General features: G+C 67.6%; 15 protein-coding genes. 9 read left to right on the plus strand and 6 right to left on the minus strand.

The window, feature by feature from the left end; genetic code table 11:
- Position 1: 1 nt before the first annotated feature.
- The 3 genes from RT655_RS12880 (at position 2) to RT655_RS12890 (ending at position 3,953) form a co-directional block, all read left to right on the plus strand.
- Positions 2-925 (plus strand): DUF6923 family protein, encoded by a 924-nt coding sequence (locus RT655_RS12880; protein WP_409530273.1) that lies wholly within the window; start codon positions 2-4, stop codon positions 923-925.
- Positions 926-1,100: 175 nt separating this feature from the next.
- Positions 1,101-3,542: a TonB-dependent receptor gene (locus tag RT655_RS12885; RefSeq protein WP_313537392.1), complete on the plus strand. Its 2,442-nt coding sequence runs from the start codon at positions 1,101-1,103 to the stop codon at positions 3,540-3,542.
- 90 nt (positions 3,543-3,632) lie between these two features.
- Positions 3,633-3,953 carry a 2Fe-2S iron-sulfur cluster-binding protein gene (locus tag RT655_RS12890; RefSeq protein WP_313537394.1) on the plus strand — a complete coding sequence of 107 codons (321 nt, stop codon included), beginning with the start codon at positions 3,633-3,635 and terminating at the stop codon, positions 3,951-3,953.
- Positions 3,954-3,965: 12 nt separating this feature from the next.
- Here the strand turns inward: RT655_RS12890 and RT655_RS12895 are convergent, their stop codons facing one another.
- The 4 genes from RT655_RS12895 to RT655_RS12910 all read right to left on the minus strand — a co-directional run bounded on the left by RT655_RS12895 (position 3,966) and on the right by RT655_RS12910 (position 6,320).
- Positions 3,966-4,757: a sigma-70 family RNA polymerase sigma factor gene (locus tag RT655_RS12895; RefSeq protein ID WP_409530278.1), complete on the minus strand. Its 792-nt coding sequence runs from the start codon at positions 4,755-4,757 to the stop codon at positions 3,966-3,968.
- 56 nt (positions 4,758-4,813) lie between these two features.
- On the minus strand, positions 4,814-5,269 hold the full coding sequence (locus RT655_RS12900; RefSeq protein WP_313537400.1) for a carboxymuconolactone decarboxylase family protein: 456 nt from the start codon (positions 5,267-5,269) through the stop codon (positions 4,814-4,816).
- A gap of 91 nt (positions 5,270-5,360) precedes the next feature.
- A complete protein-coding gene (locus RT655_RS12905) occupies positions 5,361-5,810 on the minus strand; it encodes a PH domain-containing protein (protein ID WP_313537402.1) in 450 nt (149 codons plus the stop codon).
- A gap of 42 nt (positions 5,811-5,852) precedes the next feature.
- Positions 5,853-6,320, minus strand: a complete 468-nt coding sequence (locus RT655_RS12910) for an EF-hand domain-containing protein (protein ID WP_313537404.1) — start codon at positions 6,318-6,320, stop codon at positions 5,853-5,855.
- Between the two features lie 130 nt (positions 6,321-6,450).
- Between RT655_RS12910 and purB the strand changes: the two genes are divergently transcribed.
- The 3 genes from purB (at position 6,451) to RT655_RS12925 (ending at position 10,973) form a co-directional block, all read left to right on the plus strand.
- On the plus strand, positions 6,451-7,767 hold the full coding sequence (gene purB / locus RT655_RS12915) for an adenylosuccinate lyase (RefSeq protein WP_313537406.1): 1,317 nt from the start codon (positions 6,451-6,453) through the stop codon (positions 7,765-7,767).
- An 89-nt stretch (positions 7,768-7,856) separates the two neighbouring features.
- On the plus strand, positions 7,857-8,402 hold the full coding sequence (locus tag RT655_RS12920) for a biliverdin-producing heme oxygenase (RefSeq protein WP_313537408.1): 546 nt from the start codon (positions 7,857-7,859) through the stop codon (positions 8,400-8,402).
- On the plus strand, positions 8,403-10,973 hold the full coding sequence (locus tag RT655_RS12925; protein ID WP_313537410.1) for an HWE histidine kinase domain-containing protein: 2,571 nt from the start codon (positions 8,403-8,405) through the stop codon (positions 10,971-10,973).
- Positions 10,974-11,167: 194 nt separating this feature from the next.
- Here the strand turns inward: RT655_RS12925 and RT655_RS12930 are convergent, their stop codons facing one another.
- Positions 11,168-11,647, minus strand: coding sequence for a cupin domain-containing protein (locus tag RT655_RS12930; protein ID WP_313538474.1), 480 nt, complete (start codon positions 11,645-11,647; stop codon positions 11,168-11,170).
- A gap of 73 nt (positions 11,648-11,720) precedes the next feature.
- Complete coding sequence (locus RT655_RS12935; RefSeq protein WP_313537411.1) at positions 11,721-12,614, minus strand: LysR substrate-binding domain-containing protein; 894 nt, start codon at positions 12,612-12,614, stop codon at positions 11,721-11,723.
- Between the two features lie 105 nt (positions 12,615-12,719).
- Between RT655_RS12935 and RT655_RS12940 the strand changes: the two genes are divergently transcribed.
- The 3 genes from RT655_RS12940 to recO all read left to right on the plus strand — a co-directional run bounded on the left by RT655_RS12940 (position 12,720) and on the right by recO (position 15,014).
- Positions 12,720-13,124, plus strand: a complete 405-nt coding sequence (locus RT655_RS12940; protein ID WP_313537413.1) for a cupin domain-containing protein — start codon at positions 12,720-12,722, stop codon at positions 13,122-13,124.
- 36 nt (positions 13,125-13,160) lie between these two features.
- Complete coding sequence (locus tag RT655_RS12945; RefSeq protein WP_313537415.1) at positions 13,161-14,210, plus strand: NAD(P)-dependent alcohol dehydrogenase; 1,050 nt, start codon at positions 13,161-13,163, stop codon at positions 14,208-14,210.
- A 72-nt stretch (positions 14,211-14,282) separates the two neighbouring features.
- Positions 14,283-15,014: a DNA repair protein RecO gene (recO, locus tag RT655_RS12950; protein WP_313537417.1), complete on the plus strand. Its 732-nt coding sequence runs from the start codon at positions 14,283-14,285 to the stop codon at positions 15,012-15,014.
- The last annotated feature ends 41 nt before the right edge of the window (positions 15,015-15,055 follow it).

Consider the following 15,055-nt stretch of genomic DNA (forward strand, 5'->3'; position numbering starts at 1 on the left):
GATGGTCTGGATGCCGATGCTCGCCATGCTGCTCGCCGCCGCGCCCGCAGATGCCGATCCGCAGCCGCGCGAGGCGCAGGTGCTCACCGTGCCCGGTTTTGCCGACTTCCTCGCGGTGGACGGCGATAGCGTCTGGGCGACCAACAAGGGCCGCGTCGAGCGCTGGTCGCGCGGCGGCAAGCTTGCCGAAGTGGCGATGACGCACCCATGTGGCGCGATGGCGATCGCGGCGGGATCGCTTTGGGTCGCGGATTGCAAGGAGGGCACGCTCAACCGCATCGACCTGAAGACCGCCAAGCTGCTGGCGGCGATCCCCACCGGTATCGCCAACCCTAAGGGTGAACTGAACGTCGTCGCGGGTGCCGGATCGATCTGGGTGGCGAGCGACAATGCCGGGAAGCTCGCGCGGGTGGATCCCGCCGACAATCAAGTCGTTGCGTCGATCGCGGTGGATCAGGGCACGCATTACCTCGCCTTCGGGTTCGATGCGCTATGGGCGGTGAGCAGCGGGCAGCAGTCGCTTCAGCGGATCGACCCTGCGACCAACCAGGTGACCGGGCGCACCAAGCTCGGCAAGCAGCCAGGCTTCCTCGCGGCGGGCGAGGGCGCGGTGTGGGTGCAGGAGCAGGGTGACGGCACGCTCGCACGGATCGATCCGGCGACGGTGGAAGTCTCCGGCCGGGTGAAGGTCGGCGCGGACCTGCTCTATGGCGACATCGATACCGGCGGCGGCATGGTCTGGCTCCGCACCACCGCCGACCAGACCTTCGTCACCATCGACCCCAGGTCGCTCGCGATCCTCGGCCGCCTCGGTAAGCGGAGCGGCAGCGGCGCGCTGCGCTTCGCCGGAAAGGGCGTCTGGACCAGCGCGCACGACGTGCACACGCTGTCATGGTGGAGCCTTCCGCCCCTGGCGGGGAAGTAGCTCGGTTTCCTCCCCTTTCGCCCGCGGGAGGGGGGGCACGCGCCCGTCCCCGGTCGGGATTGCTGCGCTGCGGTACGTCAAACGCCCCATGGCGGCGCACCCCGTTTCCCCAAAGTCTGCGAGCACAAGCCAGCCGCCGGTGGCGGTGACGGAAGAACAACAAAAGGGGGCTAGGGTGGCACGATCGATTTCCCGCGCGGCGCTGTTGGGCGCAACCGTTCTCGCCAGCTTCGGCGCGACCCGCGCGGCAGCGCAAACCGAGGGTGCCGGCACCGCGGCCGTTCAGCAGACCGACGACCAGAGCGGCAACAGCGGCAACGAGATCGTCGTCACCGGCAGCCGCCGCAGCGTCACGCTGCAGGACGCGCCGATCAACATCAGCGCCGTGTCGCAGGAATCGCTCCAGCGCCAGCGCGTCGACGATATCCGTGGGCTTGCGGCGTTCACCCCGGGCGTCACCATCGTCGATACCGGCCCCGCCAGCTCGGGCAACATCATCCTGCGCGGCCTGTCCTCGGGCGACACCAGCGCGACCGGCGCCAACGCCAATGACTCGGTCGGCATCTATCTCGGCGAAGTGCCGCTCTATCTCGACTTCAAGCTGATCGACATCGAGCGGGTCGAGACGCTGCTCGGGCCCCAGGGCACGCTCTACGGCCTCGGTACGCTGGCGGGCGCGGTGCGCTACATCCCCAACCGCCCAAACACGAGCCGCTTCTCGGTCGACGTGCACGGCCGCGGCTATGCCCAGTCGCACAGCGACGATTTCGGCCGCATCGGCGACGTCACCGTCAACCTGCCGCTGATCGCCGACCATGTCGCGCTGCGCTCGGTGGTGGGCTATTACGACAATCCGGGTTTCATCGATTACAACTATTTGCTGCAGCGGCCGGGCATTTCAGATCCGCAGCCGGTGCGCGGCGACAGCGCCGCCGATGCCTCGCTCGGCACGCGCGCGGATTATGCGCAGAACTACAAGCGCGCCGCCGACGTCAATTTCGAGCACACCTTCACCACCCGCAACACGCTGCTGCTCGAATATAACCCGAACGTGAAGGCGTTCCTCACCTACGCCCACCAGGATACCAAGACCAACGGCCGCCAGGCGAACGGCGCCGGCGTGCTCGGCACCGGCGACTATGTCGGCCCGTGGCGCTATCTCGAGCCGTTCCACCGCGAGGCGGACCTGTTCTCGGCCGAGCTCAACATCAACCTGTTCAACGTGGTGAACCTAGTCAGCACCACCGCCTATACCGAACAGAAGATCACCAATGTCGACGACAATACCGATCTGCTGCTCGACCTGAATTATGGCTATGAGGCGTTCCCGGCCTTCTCGTCCTTCGCCAACAACCACCGCAAATACAAGCAGCTGAACCAGGAGGTTCGCCTGGTCTCCTCGCATGGCGGCCCGGTCAACTGGGTGATCGGCGGCTTCTACAACCGGCTGAAATATTCGAGCGACCGCCAGGAATATACGCCGGGCTTCGCGGCGTTTGCCGGCATCAACCGAGCCGATGACCTGGAATATATCTCCTTCGTCGACACCAAGACGGTGGAGAAGGCGGTCTATGGTGAGGCGACGCTGCACGCGACCTCGGCCTGGCAGGTCACTGGCGGCCTGCGCTATTTCAAGTACGATGCGACCGCCACCGGCGGCACCGACACGCCGCTGTTCGGCGGCGGCCTCACCCGCACGCCCTATCCGCTGATCCAGTTCGCGCCGAGCCGGGTGCGCTCGGGCAGCACCGGCGACGACGGCTTCGTGTGGAAGGCGAACACCTCGTACAAGTTCAGCCCCGACCTGCTCGCCTACGCCACCTACAGCACCGGCTACCGGATCGGCGGCGTCAACCGGGTTGCCCCCTGCGTGATCCCGTTGCCGCCGGGGCAGAATGTCTGCGCGCTGCCCAACGAACTCGCTTACAAGCCCGACAAGACCCGCAACATCGAAGTCGGCGTGCGCGCCTCGCTGTTCGACAAGCGCCTGCAGTTCACCCTCGACGCGTTCCGGGTGAAGTGGGACGACGTGCAGGTGCCAAGCCAGACGGTGAACGGCGCCGTGGGGATCACCACCAATGCGGGCGCCGCGGTGTCGAAGGGCATCGAGTTCTCGGGCTCGTTCAAGATCGTGCCGCGCCTCACCCTGCAGGGCACCTATTCCTATGTCGACGCGCATCTGAGCGAGGACTTCCCCGATCTCGTCGTCAGCCAGGGCGTCCGCTACGACGCTAAGGCGGGGGACCGGCTGCCGGGCTCGGCCAAGCATTCGGGCAGCGCGCAGCTGATCTACACCCAGCCGCTGCCGCATGGCGGCGAGATCGAGGCGACCTGGGCGGCGACCTATACCGGCGACATTTATTCGCGCGTCGGACTGCGCGGCTTCGGCGAGGCGATCCCCGATTACATGACCCACCGCGCCTCGGTCACCTATCGCGACAAGACCTACGAGGTGAGCCTGTTCGCCGACAACATCTTCGACAAATATGCCTATACCTCGATCAGCAACGACATCAGCTCGTACAATCAGACGCGCACCGGCGTGGTCGAGCGCTATTATGCCCGATCGGTGCTGACCCCGCGGCGCGTCGGCATCGACTTCCGCATCCATTACTGACCGCCGCCGCCCCGCCGGGCGGCGCGCACCGATTTGCTCCCGCGGGAGGCGCCCCTCGCGCCTCCCGCACCCTAGTTCCAAGGTGAAGACATGCTGAAATTGCTGGTTACCCCGCCCGCCGGCGCCCAGACGGTCGTCGAGGCGCAGGAAGGGCTGAGCGTGATGGAGATCATCCGCGACGCCGGGTTCGAATCGCTGCCCGCGTTCTGCGGCGGATGCCTGTCCTGCGCGACCTGCCACGTCTATGTCGACCCGGTCTTTGCCGATCTCCTGCCGCCGATGAGCGACGACGAGGACGCGCTGCTCGACGGCGCCGAGCAGCGGCGCCCGGGCTCGCGCCTTTCCTGCCAGATCCCGTTCAGCCCGGCGCTCGACGGCCTGGCGGTAGAGATCGCGCCCGACCTGGGCTGACCCCGACGTCCGTCAGTGTAGCGCGCCGCCCAGATGGCCGAGCTTGTCGGGATTGCGCATCACATAGACGGCGCGTATCTTGCCGTTGTCGATCAGCAACGCCGTGGTCTGCAGCAGCCCGTCGGCCTCGCGGGTGACGAAGCCGGGCAGACCGTTGACATAGGCCATTTGGAGCAGGTTGCCTTGGCGCCCGCGCAGCAGCCGCGCGATCGCGGCGAAGCTGCGGGTGACTTCGCTGAGGCCGCGCATCACCCGGCCGGCGGCGGGCCGCTTGCCGCCGCCATCCGAGTGCAGCGTGACGTCGTCCGCCAGCATCGTGCCCAAGGCGGCGATATCGCCCCCGCGCGAGGCGGCGAAGAAGGCCTCAGCGATCGCCATGCCATGGCCGCGCTCCACCGGGAAACGCGGTCGCTCGGCACGAACATGGTCGCGCGCCCGCGCCGCGAGCTGGCGGCAGGCGGCGGGATCGCGGCCCAGGCTCTCGGCGATCGTCTCGAAGCTCTCGTCGAACACGTCGTGGAGCAGGAACGCCGCCCGCTCGAGCGGGGAGAGCCGCTCGAGCGCCAGCAGCAGCGGCAAGGTCACGTCATCGGCGGGCTCGGGCTCGACCACCGGATCGGGCAGCCAGGGCCCCACATAGGTCTCGCGCCGCGCCCGCGCTGATTTGAGCTGGTCGAGGCAGAGGCGGGTGACGACGCGGCGCAGAAAGGCCTCGTGCACCCGCACCGCCGCGCGATCCGCCGCGCTCCAGCGTAGCCACGCCTCCTGCACCACATCCTCGGCATCGACGATCGAGCCAAGCATGCGGTACGCGACGCGGAGCAGCGTCGGGCGCAGCGCGTCGAAGGCTGCGGCGTCGCTCACGCCTTCCAGCCGAGCTCTGGCGCGAACAGTTCGAAGCCTATGGCAAGACGGTTCCAGCCGTTGATCACGGCTATGGCGAGGGTCAGCTGCACCTGTTCCTCCTTGCTGAACTGGGCGGCAAGCGCATCATAGACCGGCTGCGGCGCGCGCTTGTCCGCGATCAGCGTGATATGATCGACCCAGGCGAGCGCAGCGCGTTCGCGCGGTGTGTAGCAGGGTGCTTCCTCCCAGGCCGGCAGCAGGGCGATACGCTGTTCGGTCTCGCCGGCCTGGCGCGCCTCGTAGCTGTGCATGTTGAGGCAATTGGCGCAGGCATTGATCTGCGAGGCGCGCAGCTTCACCAGTTCGAGCAGCGAGGCTTCCAGCCCGCTCTGCGCAACGCGGGTGGAGAAATCGAGCCACGCCTTCAGTAGGTCGGGCGCGGCAGTATAGGGGTTGGTCCGTCCTGTCATGATCGCAGGTCCTTGTCTTGCAGGTTCCGCGGACCTGACGAGACAAGGCGGCGGCGTGTGACATGCCGTCGCGAAAAATGTGCGGCTGGGGTCAGCCGCGCGCGTCTTCCTGCACCATGTCGATCTCGCGCACGCCGCGCAGGCGCCGGGCGTTGCTCACCAGTTCGCGCAGCTTCTCGCGGCGTTCGCGGGCATATTCGACGTCGCGGATCACCAGCGGGCCGCCGCGCGTCGTCTCGTCCGAAGAGGTGATGGTCAGCGTGCCAATGCCCGAGATCTGGTTGACGATCGAATAGTCGAGCCGCACGTCCTTCACCCGGTACAGCTCGATCTCGTCGATCGATTTGCGCACGATGCCGCGATAGAGGACGATGCGATCCTCGGTGACTTCGTACAGCGTCGACTTGTTGCCGATCCAGCGCAGGCCGAGAATGATGAAGCCGACGCCGACCAGGCACAGGGCCACGGTCGCCCAACCGGCGAACGAGCCCTTGAGCCATCCGGTGGTTGAGGATTGGAAGCGATCGATCAGCTGCGCCATGCCGTCATCATAGCCGGGCGGGCGGCTGCCGCAACGGGGATGTCAGCCGGCGACGGGGGTAAGAAAGCGCATGAATTCCTCGCGGCTGATTTGATCGTCACGATTGGCGTCGGCGCCGATGAAGCTGCGATCGATCCAAGCCTTCGCCTCGGGCGTCTCGGGCTTAAAGTCCGCATCCTTGGCGGTACGCAGCGCGGTGAGCCAGCTGCCATATTCCGCCTTGTCGAGCGCGCCGTCGCCATTGGCGTCGTAGCGGGCGAACTGCGCCTCGACCGGCAGCCTGGCCGGATCGGGGCGGGGCGTCGGTTGCGCAGCCTCGGCGGCCGAGGGCGGGGTGCCCGGCGTTTCGGTGCCTTGCAGCGGCTTGTCGGCGGGAGTTGGCTGGGTGCCCGGCATCGCCTGGTCGGCGGCGGGAGCGGGGGACTGGCCATGCTGCGCCGGTTGCGAAGGTGCCTGCGGAGCGGGGGCGCTGACCTGCAGGGCGGCGGCGAGCAACAACGTCGTCAGCATCGGGGAATCTCCTCGCGCCAGACAACGGCCGGGGCGCGGGTTCGGTTGCCGCTGTGGCCGGTTCTTGCTAGGCGCAGGCGCGATCCGCCCGGGGCTGCCGGGCACGCCCATTCCGTACAGAAGGAACGCCATGGTCCCCCGTTATGCCCGCGCCGCGATGACCGACATCTGGTCGCCCGAGACGCGCCTCGCCATCTGGTTCGAGATCGAGGCCCACGCCACGCAGGCGCTCGCCGATCTCGGCGTGGTGCCGCAGAGCGCCGCCAAGGCGCTGTGGGACTGGTGGGCAACCAAGCCGGCGATCGACGTCGCCGCGATCGACGCGATCGAGGCGATAACCAAGCATGACGTGATCGCCTTCCTTACCTGGGTGGCCGAGCAGGTGGGCGAGGAAGCCCGCTTCATGCACCAGGGCATGACCAGCTCCGACGTGCTCGACACTTGCCTGGCGGTACAGCTCGCCCGCGCCAGCGACCTGCTGCTGGCCGATATCGACGCGCTGCTCGACGTGCTCGAGCGCCGCGCACGTGAGCACAAGATGACGCCGACGATCGGCCGCAGCCATGGCATCCATGCCGAGCCGGTCACCTTCGGCCTCAAGCTCGCCGAGGCGCATGCCGAATTCCAGCGGAACAAGGCGCGGCTGCTTGCTGCGCGGGCGGACATCGCCACCTGCGCGATCTCGGGTGCGGTCGGCACCTTCGCCAATATCGATCCGCGCGTCGAAGCGCATGTCGCGGCCAAGCTGGGCCTGTCGGTCGAGCCGGTCTCGACCCAGGTAATCCCGCGCGACCGCCACGCGATGTTCTTCGCCACGCTGGGCGTGGTCGCCTCGTCGATCGAGCGGCTGGCGGTGGAAATCCGACACCTGCAGCGCACCGAAGTGCTGGAAGCAGAAGAGTATTTCTCGCCGGGCCAGAAGGGCAGCTCGGCGATGCCGCACAAGCGCAACCCGGTGCTGACCGAGAATCTGACTGGCCTCGCCCGCATGGTGCGCGGCTATGTCACCCCGGCGCTGGAGAATGTGGCGCTGTGGCACGAGCGCGACATCAGCCACTCCTCGGTCGAGCGCTATATCGGCCCCGACGCGACGATCACGCTCGACTTCGCGCTCGCCCGTCTCACCGGCGTGGTCGACAAGCTGCTGGTCTACCCGGTGCGGATGCAGAAGAACCTGGATCGCATGGGCGGCCTGGTCCACTCGCAGCGCGTGCTGCTGGCGTTGACCCAGGCGGGCGTGAGCCGCGAGGATGCCTATCGCCTGGTCCAGCGCAATGCGATGAAGGTGTGGGAGTCCGATGGAGAACTTTCGCTGATGGAACTGCTTAAGGCTGATTCCGAAGTAACGGCGGCGCTCAGCCCGGAAGTCATCGAGGAGAAGTTCGACCTGGGATATCACTATCGCCATGTCGACACGATCTTCGCGCGTGTTTTCGGCGCAGCCTGATTTGCGGCCATTTCGGCCCTAATGGAACGGATCCACGGCGAGTGATTTCCGCTTCTCGTGGATCTGTCCCTCATGAAGAAATTGCCTGCATGAACTCCGCACATCGCCGATTGCGCGAAGCCACGGGCGCCGCGCATGCGCGAGTCGACGCGCTGTTCAGCCGTTTCGACCTTGCCCGACGCGACGATTATGCAGGTCTGCTGGCCGCGCATGCCGAGGCGCTGTTGCCCGTGGAGGCGCTGCTCGATCGGAACGGCGCCGGGTCGATCACGGAGGACTGGCCCCAGCGTCGGCGCGCAGGCGCGCTCCAGGTCGATCTCGATGCGCTGGGTATCGCCGTCGATGCCGCGGACAGCGCGGAGTCCTTGGCGTCCGATCCGGCAATGGCGGGCATGCTCTATGTGCTCGAAGGGTCGCGGCTGGGCGGGCGTTTCCTCGCGCGCAGCGTTCCGGACAGCTGGCCGCGGGCCTATCTGGGTAGCGTCCAGCCGGCACATATGTGGCCGGATTTGTTGGAAAAACTGGATGCGCTCCTATATGAGCCGAAATCACTGGAACTTGCCGTAACCGCCGCCAACCAGACCTTCGGGCGGTTCGAGGTCGCCGGCACCAAATGGCTGGCGAAAGTTACGTAAGTGGACGATGGCGTTTTTCAGGTCGATCTGACCAATTGTGACCGCGAGCCGATCCACCAGCTCGGTGCGATCCAGCCGTTCGGCTTCTTGATCGCCTTTTCGAGCGACTGGCTGATCAAGCGCGCCTCGGCCAATGTCGCGCAGCATTTCGATCTGTCGGCCGAGGACATGCTCGGCACGCATGCCAGCGACTATCTCGAAGACGATGCGATCCACGCGCTGCGCAACCGGCTGACGCTGCTGCGCGGCGACGATGCGCTGGAGCGGATCTTCGGGATCAAGGCGTTGCGCACCCGCGGCCGTACCTACGACCTCGCGCTGCACATGACCGGCGACACGATCGTCGTCGAGGGCGAGCCCTGTACCTCGGACACCACCGGCGACACCGCCAGCACGCTGCGTGCGATGATGGGGCGGCTGGACGAGAAGGAAAAGCTGGCCGACTTCTTCCGCGAAGGCGCGCGGCAGGTTCGGGCGCTGACCGGTTTCGACCGGGTGATGGTCTATCGCTTCGAGCGCGACGGATCGGGCGTGGTGGTGGCGGAGGCGGCGCGGAGCGGCATCGGCAGCTTCCTCGACCTGCGCTACCCTGCAAGCGACATCCCGCAACAAGCGCGCAAGCTCTATCTGCGCACGCCGTTCCGCATCATCGCCGACGTGCATGCCGATCCCGTGCCGATCGTTCCGGGACGCGACGAGTTCGGCGCGCCGCTCGACCTGTCGCTGTCGGTGCTGCGTTCAGTCTCGCCGATCCATATCGAATATCTGAAGAACATGGGCGTGCGTGCCTCGCTGTCGATCTCGATCATCGTCGAGGGCAAGCTCTGGGGCCTGTTCGCCTGCCACCATTATGGCGGTCCGCGCTGCCCGGGCTTCGAGCGGCGCTCGATGGCCGAGCTGTTCGGCCAGATGTTCGCGCTCAAGCTGGAAAGCCGCGAGCGCAAGGAACTCTCCGCCTATGAAGCCGCGGCGCGCGCGACCAGCGATCGGCTGCTCGCCGCAGTGGCGAGCGACGGCGGGCTGCTCGACGATCCCGAATGGCTGGGCAGCAAGCTGCGCGAAGTGGTGCCGTGCGACGGCATCGCGATCTGGATCGGCGGCAAGGTGGCGTTCAGCGGCATCACCCCGCCGCCGTCGTCCTTCGCCTCGATCACCCGCAGGCTGAATGCGATGGCGGCAGGGCGCGTGTTCGCGACCGATCATCTGGCGGAGGTGCTGCCCCAGGCGGCCGACTATGCCGATGTCGGTGCGGGCCTGCTCGCGATTCCGATCAGCCGCTCGCCGCGCGACTATGTGCTGCTGTTCCGCCAGGAACTGGTGCGCACGGTCAACTGGGGCGGCGATCCGCACAAGCCGGTGGACTTCGGCCCCAATGGCGCGCGCCTCACGCCGCGGCAGAGCTTCGAGACGTGGAGCCAGGAAGTGCGGGGCCGCTCGCTGCCCTTCACCGAGGTCGAGCTGCGCATCGCCGAGGTACTGCGCGCCTCGTTGATCGAAGTGGTGCTGCGCCTCTCCGACGACGCCCAGGAAGAACGCCAGCGCGCCTCCGAGCGGCAGGAGCTGCTGATCGCGGAGCTCAACCACCGGGTGCGCAACATTCTCGGGCTGATCCGCGGGCTGGTGCGTCAGTCGCGCGCGCCGGGCATGGACGCGACGACCTATATCCGGATGCTCGACGGCCGGATCGAGGCGCTAGCCCGTGCGCACGACCAGATTACCGAGGACAATTGGGGGCCGGCACCGCTAGGGCGGCTGTTGCGCACCGAGGCAGCCGCCTATCTGGGTGGGCGTTCGGAGCGGCTCGACCAGGATGGGCCGATGGTGCTGCTGCGCCCCGCCGCCTTCTCGACCTTGGCGCTGGTGTTCCACGAGTTGATGACCAACTCGGCCAAATATGGTGCCTTGTCAGACAGCGGAACGGTGACCGTGCGCTGGGAGCTGGATCCGCAGGGCGATTGCCGGATCGAATGGCGCGAGCGCGGTGGGCCCGTGGTCCAGCCGCCGACGCGCCAGGGTTTCGGCACGACGATCATTCAGCGCTCGGTGCCCTATGACCTGGGTGGCAAGGCGACCGTGCGCTACCCGCTGACCGGGCTGGAGGCAGAGTTCTGCATCCCGGCGCGACACGTGGTGCTCGATGGCGATGCGGCGTCGAAGCACGCCCGCGATGTGGAAGAGCCGGTGCCGGTGCCCGCGGGCGGCGAGATGCGCCCGGTGCTGCGGGGGCCCGTGCTGCTGGTCGAGGATAGTCTGATCATCGCGATGGACGCCGAGGACATCCTGCTGCGCCTCGGCGCCGAGCGGGTCGTGACGGCGGCATCGATCGGCAGCGCGATCGAGGAAATCGACACGGAACGGTTCGACGTCGCGATCCTCGATGTCAATCTCGGTGCCGAGACGAGCCTGCCCATTGCCGATCGTCTCCGCGCGGATGGCGTGCCCTATGCCTTTGCGACGGGGTATGGCGAGCAGCTCCAGCTCGACGAGGACCATGCCGGGGTACCGGTACTGCAGAAGCCCTACACCGCGATGAACATGGCAAGGATGCTCGAAAGCCTGCTCGGGCGGTAGCAACGTACACGCCTCCCCCCCGGCACGGGGAGGGAGGCATTTGCGTCAGCAAGTGGAGGGGCGCCGCCGCACGCGGCGGTTTCCACGGTCGAAACGAAATCCGCGCCTGACGGCGCAGCCCCCAAACCACCGCTTGCAGGCAGCGGCGGTCCCCCTCCCCGAGCTTCGCCCCCGGGGGGGGCGTTTGAAGACGCTCATTGCCCCTTGGGCAGCTTCATCCCCAGCAGCACCAACCGATCGCCGGTGATGCCAAACCAGTGTGGTACGCCGGCCGGCACTAGGATCACGTCGCCGGGCGCGAGCGTGCGAGTGGTACCGCCTTCGATCCGGCTGCCTTCGATCAGCGTGGGATTACGGATTTCGCGATCGGGCATGGTGCCGCCCGAGACCAGCGATCCGGCACCTTCGAGCACGATGGCATATTCGGCCTGGTCGGGATGGACGGCGGGCTTGCCGGGCTTTTTCCAGATCTCGATCGCGGCATTGTTGCTGCCGTCGCGAACCAGCGGCTTCCAGGCAAAGCCCTGGCCCGGCTTCATCTCCGCGAGCATCGCCTTGAGCTGCGCCTGCACCTCCCTGGCCGCGGCGAACGCCGTGGGATCGGGTGCGGTCTGGGCGGTGGCTGGGACGGCGGCGGCAAGCAACACGGCCGCGGCAAGCGCGCTGGACAGCATTTTCACGAAATCTCTCCCTGTAGCATGTTGGAAACGCTCGGCGTCTCGTCCCGGCCAACCTGCCACAGGCGCATCAGCCTCGCCAGCGCAACCGCTCGACCAGCAGCGCGAAGGCGGGCGTGGGCTGACGGCGGCTGGGATAATAAAGGTGATAGCCCGCAAAGGGCGGCGAGAAGCGGGTCAGCACCGCCTCCAGCGCGCCGCTGTCCAGATGCGGCTGCACCACCGCATCGGGCAGGCAGGCGATACCGAACCCGTCTAACGCCGCCCGCAGGATCGGGAAGACCGAGGAGAAGGTCAGGGGGCCATCGACCCGCACCTTGCGTTCGCGGCCTTCCTCCTCGAACTCCCAGGCATAGAGCCCGCCATAGGTGGGCAGCCGCAAATTGATGCAGGCATGATCGGTCAGGTCCTCGATCGCCTGCGGCCGCCCGGCCCGATCGAGATAGGCAGGGGCGGCGAAGGCGAGCATCCGCGCATCGGGGCCGATTGGCACCGCCACCATGTCCTTGGCGATGATGTCGCCGAAGCGCACGCCGGCGTCGAAGCGCTCGGCGACGATGTCCTTCAGCCGATAGTCGCTGTCGATCTCGACCCGGATGTCCGGGAACTCGCGCAGGATCGGCGCCAGCCGCGGCCAGAGCAATGTGTTGAGCGAATGCTCGTCGGCGCTGATCCGCACCAGCCCCGCCGGCTTGTCGCGTAGCGCGCTCAGCGCCGCCAACTCTGCCTCGATCTCGTCCAGCCGCGGCGCGAGCGTGGCGAACAGTCGCTCGCCCGCCTCGGTGAGGCTCACGCTGCGGGTGGTGCGGTGGAGCAGCCGCACCCCCAGCCGCTCCTCCAGCCCGCGCATCGCATGGCTCAGCGCCGAGGGCGTCACGCCGCTTTGCGCGGCCGCCCGGGTGAAGCTCTTCTGGCGTGCGACCGCGAGGAAGGCGGTCAGTTCGGAAAGCTGCTGGCGGTTCATTGCTGAACTCTATTCAGCACTGCATGCAGATACCAGCGTCTAATCGGGGAAGTGCGGCAGGCATATCTCTAACCGAGCGCACTTCCCGCGCCGGCAGGAGCATGCATGCAACTTAAGCGCAACGGCAGCCAGGCTTCGCAGACCGGCCCGGCCGATTGGTTCACCGGTCGCGTTCGGATCGACCCGCTAAACACCGCACCGCCGCCCGCGCGGCACGGGGTGGCGAGCGTCACCTTCGAGCCCGGCGCGCGCACCGTGTGGCACACCCATCCGCTCGGGCAGACGCTGGTCGTGCTCTCCGGTATCGGCTGGACTCAGTGCGACGGCGGGGCGATCGTCGAGATCCGCGCCGGCGACGTGGTCTGGTGTCCGCCCGGCCACCGCCACTGGCACGGCGCCAGCGCCACCACCGCGATGACCCATATCGCCATCCAGGAAGCGTTGGACGGCAAGATGGTCGAATGGATGGAGCCGGTGGACGAGGCAACCTATCGCGCCGGCCCGCGCTGAACCTTCAGAACCCCAACACCCCAGGAGATACCCACCATGGCCACCAAAGCCTATGGCGCCTATGCCGCCGACAAGCCGCTCGAACCGATCGATATCGAGCGTCGCGCGCCCGGCGATCACGACGTGCAGATCGACATCCTCTATTGCGGCGTCTGCCACTCGGACCTCCACCAGGTTCGCGCCGAATGGGACGGCACGCTGTACCCGTGCGTCCCGGGTCATGAGATCGTCGGCCGGGTGAGTGCCGTCGGCGCGCATGTCAGCAAGTTCGCGGTCGGCGACACCGTCGGCGTCGGCTGCATGGTCGACAGCTGCCAGCATTGCGCCTCGTGCGACGAGGGGCTGGAGCAATATTGCGAGAACGGCTTCGTCGGCACCTATAACGGCCCGACGCCGGATGCCCCCGGCCACACGCTGGGCGGGTATTCGCAGCGAATCGTCGTCACCGAAAAGTTCGTGCTCAAGGTCGGGCATGGCGAACAGGATCTCGCCGCGGTCGCGCCGTTGCTCTGCGCGGGCATCACCACCTGGTCGCCGCTGCGCCATTGGCAGGTCGGCCCGGGCAAGAAGGTCGGCATCGTCGGCATCGGCGGGCTCGGCCATATGGGCGTGAAGCTGGCGCACGCGCTGGGTGCCCATGTCGTCGCCTTCACCACCTCCGAGAGCAAGCGCGCCGATGCGCTGGCGCTGGGTGCGGACGACGTCGTCGTCTCGCGCGATGCCGAGGCGATGGCGGCGCACGCGGGCAGCTTCGACTTCATCCTCAACACGGTGGCCGCCAGCCACAACCTCGACGCCTTCACCGCCCTGCTCAAGCGCGATGGCACGCTGACGCTGGTGGGCGTGCCCGAGCATGCGCACCCGTCGCCCAACGTCGCGGCGCTGATCTTCAAGCGCCGCTCGATCGCCGGATCGCTGATCGGCGGCATCGCCGAGACGCAGGAGATGCTCGATTTCTGCGCAGAGCACGGCATCGTCGCCGATATCGAGATGATCCGCGCCGACGAGATCAACACCGCGTACGAGCGCATGCTCAAGAGCGACGTGAAGTACCGCTTCGTCATCGACATCGCGTCGATGGGCTGAAGCCCGGCGGGGGCGGCGGTTTGTGTCGCCCCCGCATTTCCCTTTCTGCCGCGCGCACCCTACATCGCGGCGATGCATCGTCGCGCCGAAGCCATATTGCTCAGCGTTCGCGCCCACGGCGAACATGGCGCGATCGTGCGGGCGCTCACCGAAAGCGACGGCGTCCAGCCCGGCTATGTCCGTGGCGGACGATCGCGGGCGCTGCGGCCGGTACTCCAGCCCGCCAACCTCATCCAGGGCGAATGGCGCGCGCGAACCGAGGAGCAGCTGGCGGGCCTCACCGTCGAGCTTCTCCACAGCCGCGCGCCGATGTTCGGCGAGCCGCTGCCCGCCGCCGCGCTCGCCTGGGTGACCGCGCTCACCGCCGCGACGCTGCCGGAAGGCCTGCCCTATCCCCGACTCCATGCCGCGCTGGGCGGCGTGCTCGACGCGATCGAGGCGGCGCCCGCAGCGCGCGGCTGGGCGGTGGCGCTGGTGCGCTACGAGCTGCTGTTGCTCGCCGAACTCGGCTTCGGTCTCGATCTGGAACGCTGCGCGGCGACCGGCGCGAGCGAGGATCTCGCTTTTGTCAGCCCCAAGAGCGGTATCGCGGTCAGCCGGGCAGGGGCGCTCGGCTACGAGAATCGCCTGCTAGCCTTGCCGGATTTCCTCACCGCAGGCGGCGCGGCGGACTGGGAGGACATCCTTGCCGGCCTGCGCCTAACCGGTCACTTCCTAGCGCGCGACCTGCTGATCGGCCGCGGCGCCGATCTGATGGCGGCGCGCGCCCGGCTGGTGGACCGGTTGTTGCGGGCAGTTGCATGAAGGCCCCCAGGGCGGCTAAGCGCGCCTCTCAGGACATGCTG

It is taken from the genome of Sphingomonas sp. (genome assembly GCF_032114135.1).
GTDB lineage: Bacteria > Pseudomonadota > Alphaproteobacteria > Sphingomonadales > Sphingomonadaceae > Sphingomonas.

Coding starts and splice junctions, on each gene's coding strand:
- RT655_RS12935 (WP_313537411.1), bottom strand. CDS start 12,614: ATGAACCGCCAGCAGCTTTCCGAACTGACCGCCTTCCTCGCGGTCGCA.
- RT655_RS12945 (WP_313537415.1), top strand. CDS start 13,161: ATGGCCACCAAAGCCTATGGCGCCTATGCCGCCGACAAGCCGCTCGAA.
- RT655_RS12880 (WP_409530273.1), top strand. CDS start 2: ATGGTCTGGATGCCGATGCTCGCCATGCTGCTCGCCGCCGCGCCCGCA.
- RT655_RS12940 (WP_313537413.1), top strand. CDS start 12,720: ATGCAACTTAAGCGCAACGGCAGCCAGGCTTCGCAGACCGGCCCGGCC.
- RT655_RS12905 (WP_313537402.1), bottom strand. CDS start 5,810: ATGGCGCAGCTGATCGATCGCTTCCAATCCTCAACCACCGGATGGCTC.
- RT655_RS12890 (WP_313537394.1), top strand. CDS start 3,633: ATGCTGAAATTGCTGGTTACCCCGCCCGCCGGCGCCCAGACGGTCGTC.
- RT655_RS12930 (WP_313538474.1), bottom strand. CDS start 11,647: ATGCTGTCCAGCGCGCTTGCCGCGGCCGTGTTGCTTGCCGCCGCCGTC.
- RT655_RS12910 (WP_313537404.1), bottom strand. CDS start 6,320: ATGCTGACGACGTTGTTGCTCGCCGCCGCCCTGCAGGTCAGCGCCCCC.
- recO (WP_313537417.1), top strand. CDS start 14,283: ATGCATCGTCGCGCCGAAGCCATATTGCTCAGCGTTCGCGCCCACGGC.
- RT655_RS12895 (WP_409530278.1), bottom strand. CDS start 4,757: ATGCTTGGCTCGATCGTCGATGCCGAGGATGTGGTGCAGGAGGCGTGG.
- RT655_RS12900 (WP_313537400.1), bottom strand. CDS start 5,269: ATGACAGGACGGACCAACCCCTATACTGCCGCGCCCGACCTACTGAAG.
- RT655_RS12920 (WP_313537408.1), top strand. CDS start 7,857: ATGAACTCCGCACATCGCCGATTGCGCGAAGCCACGGGCGCCGCGCAT.
- purB (WP_313537406.1), top strand. CDS start 6,451: ATGGTCCCCCGTTATGCCCGCGCCGCGATGACCGACATCTGGTCGCCC.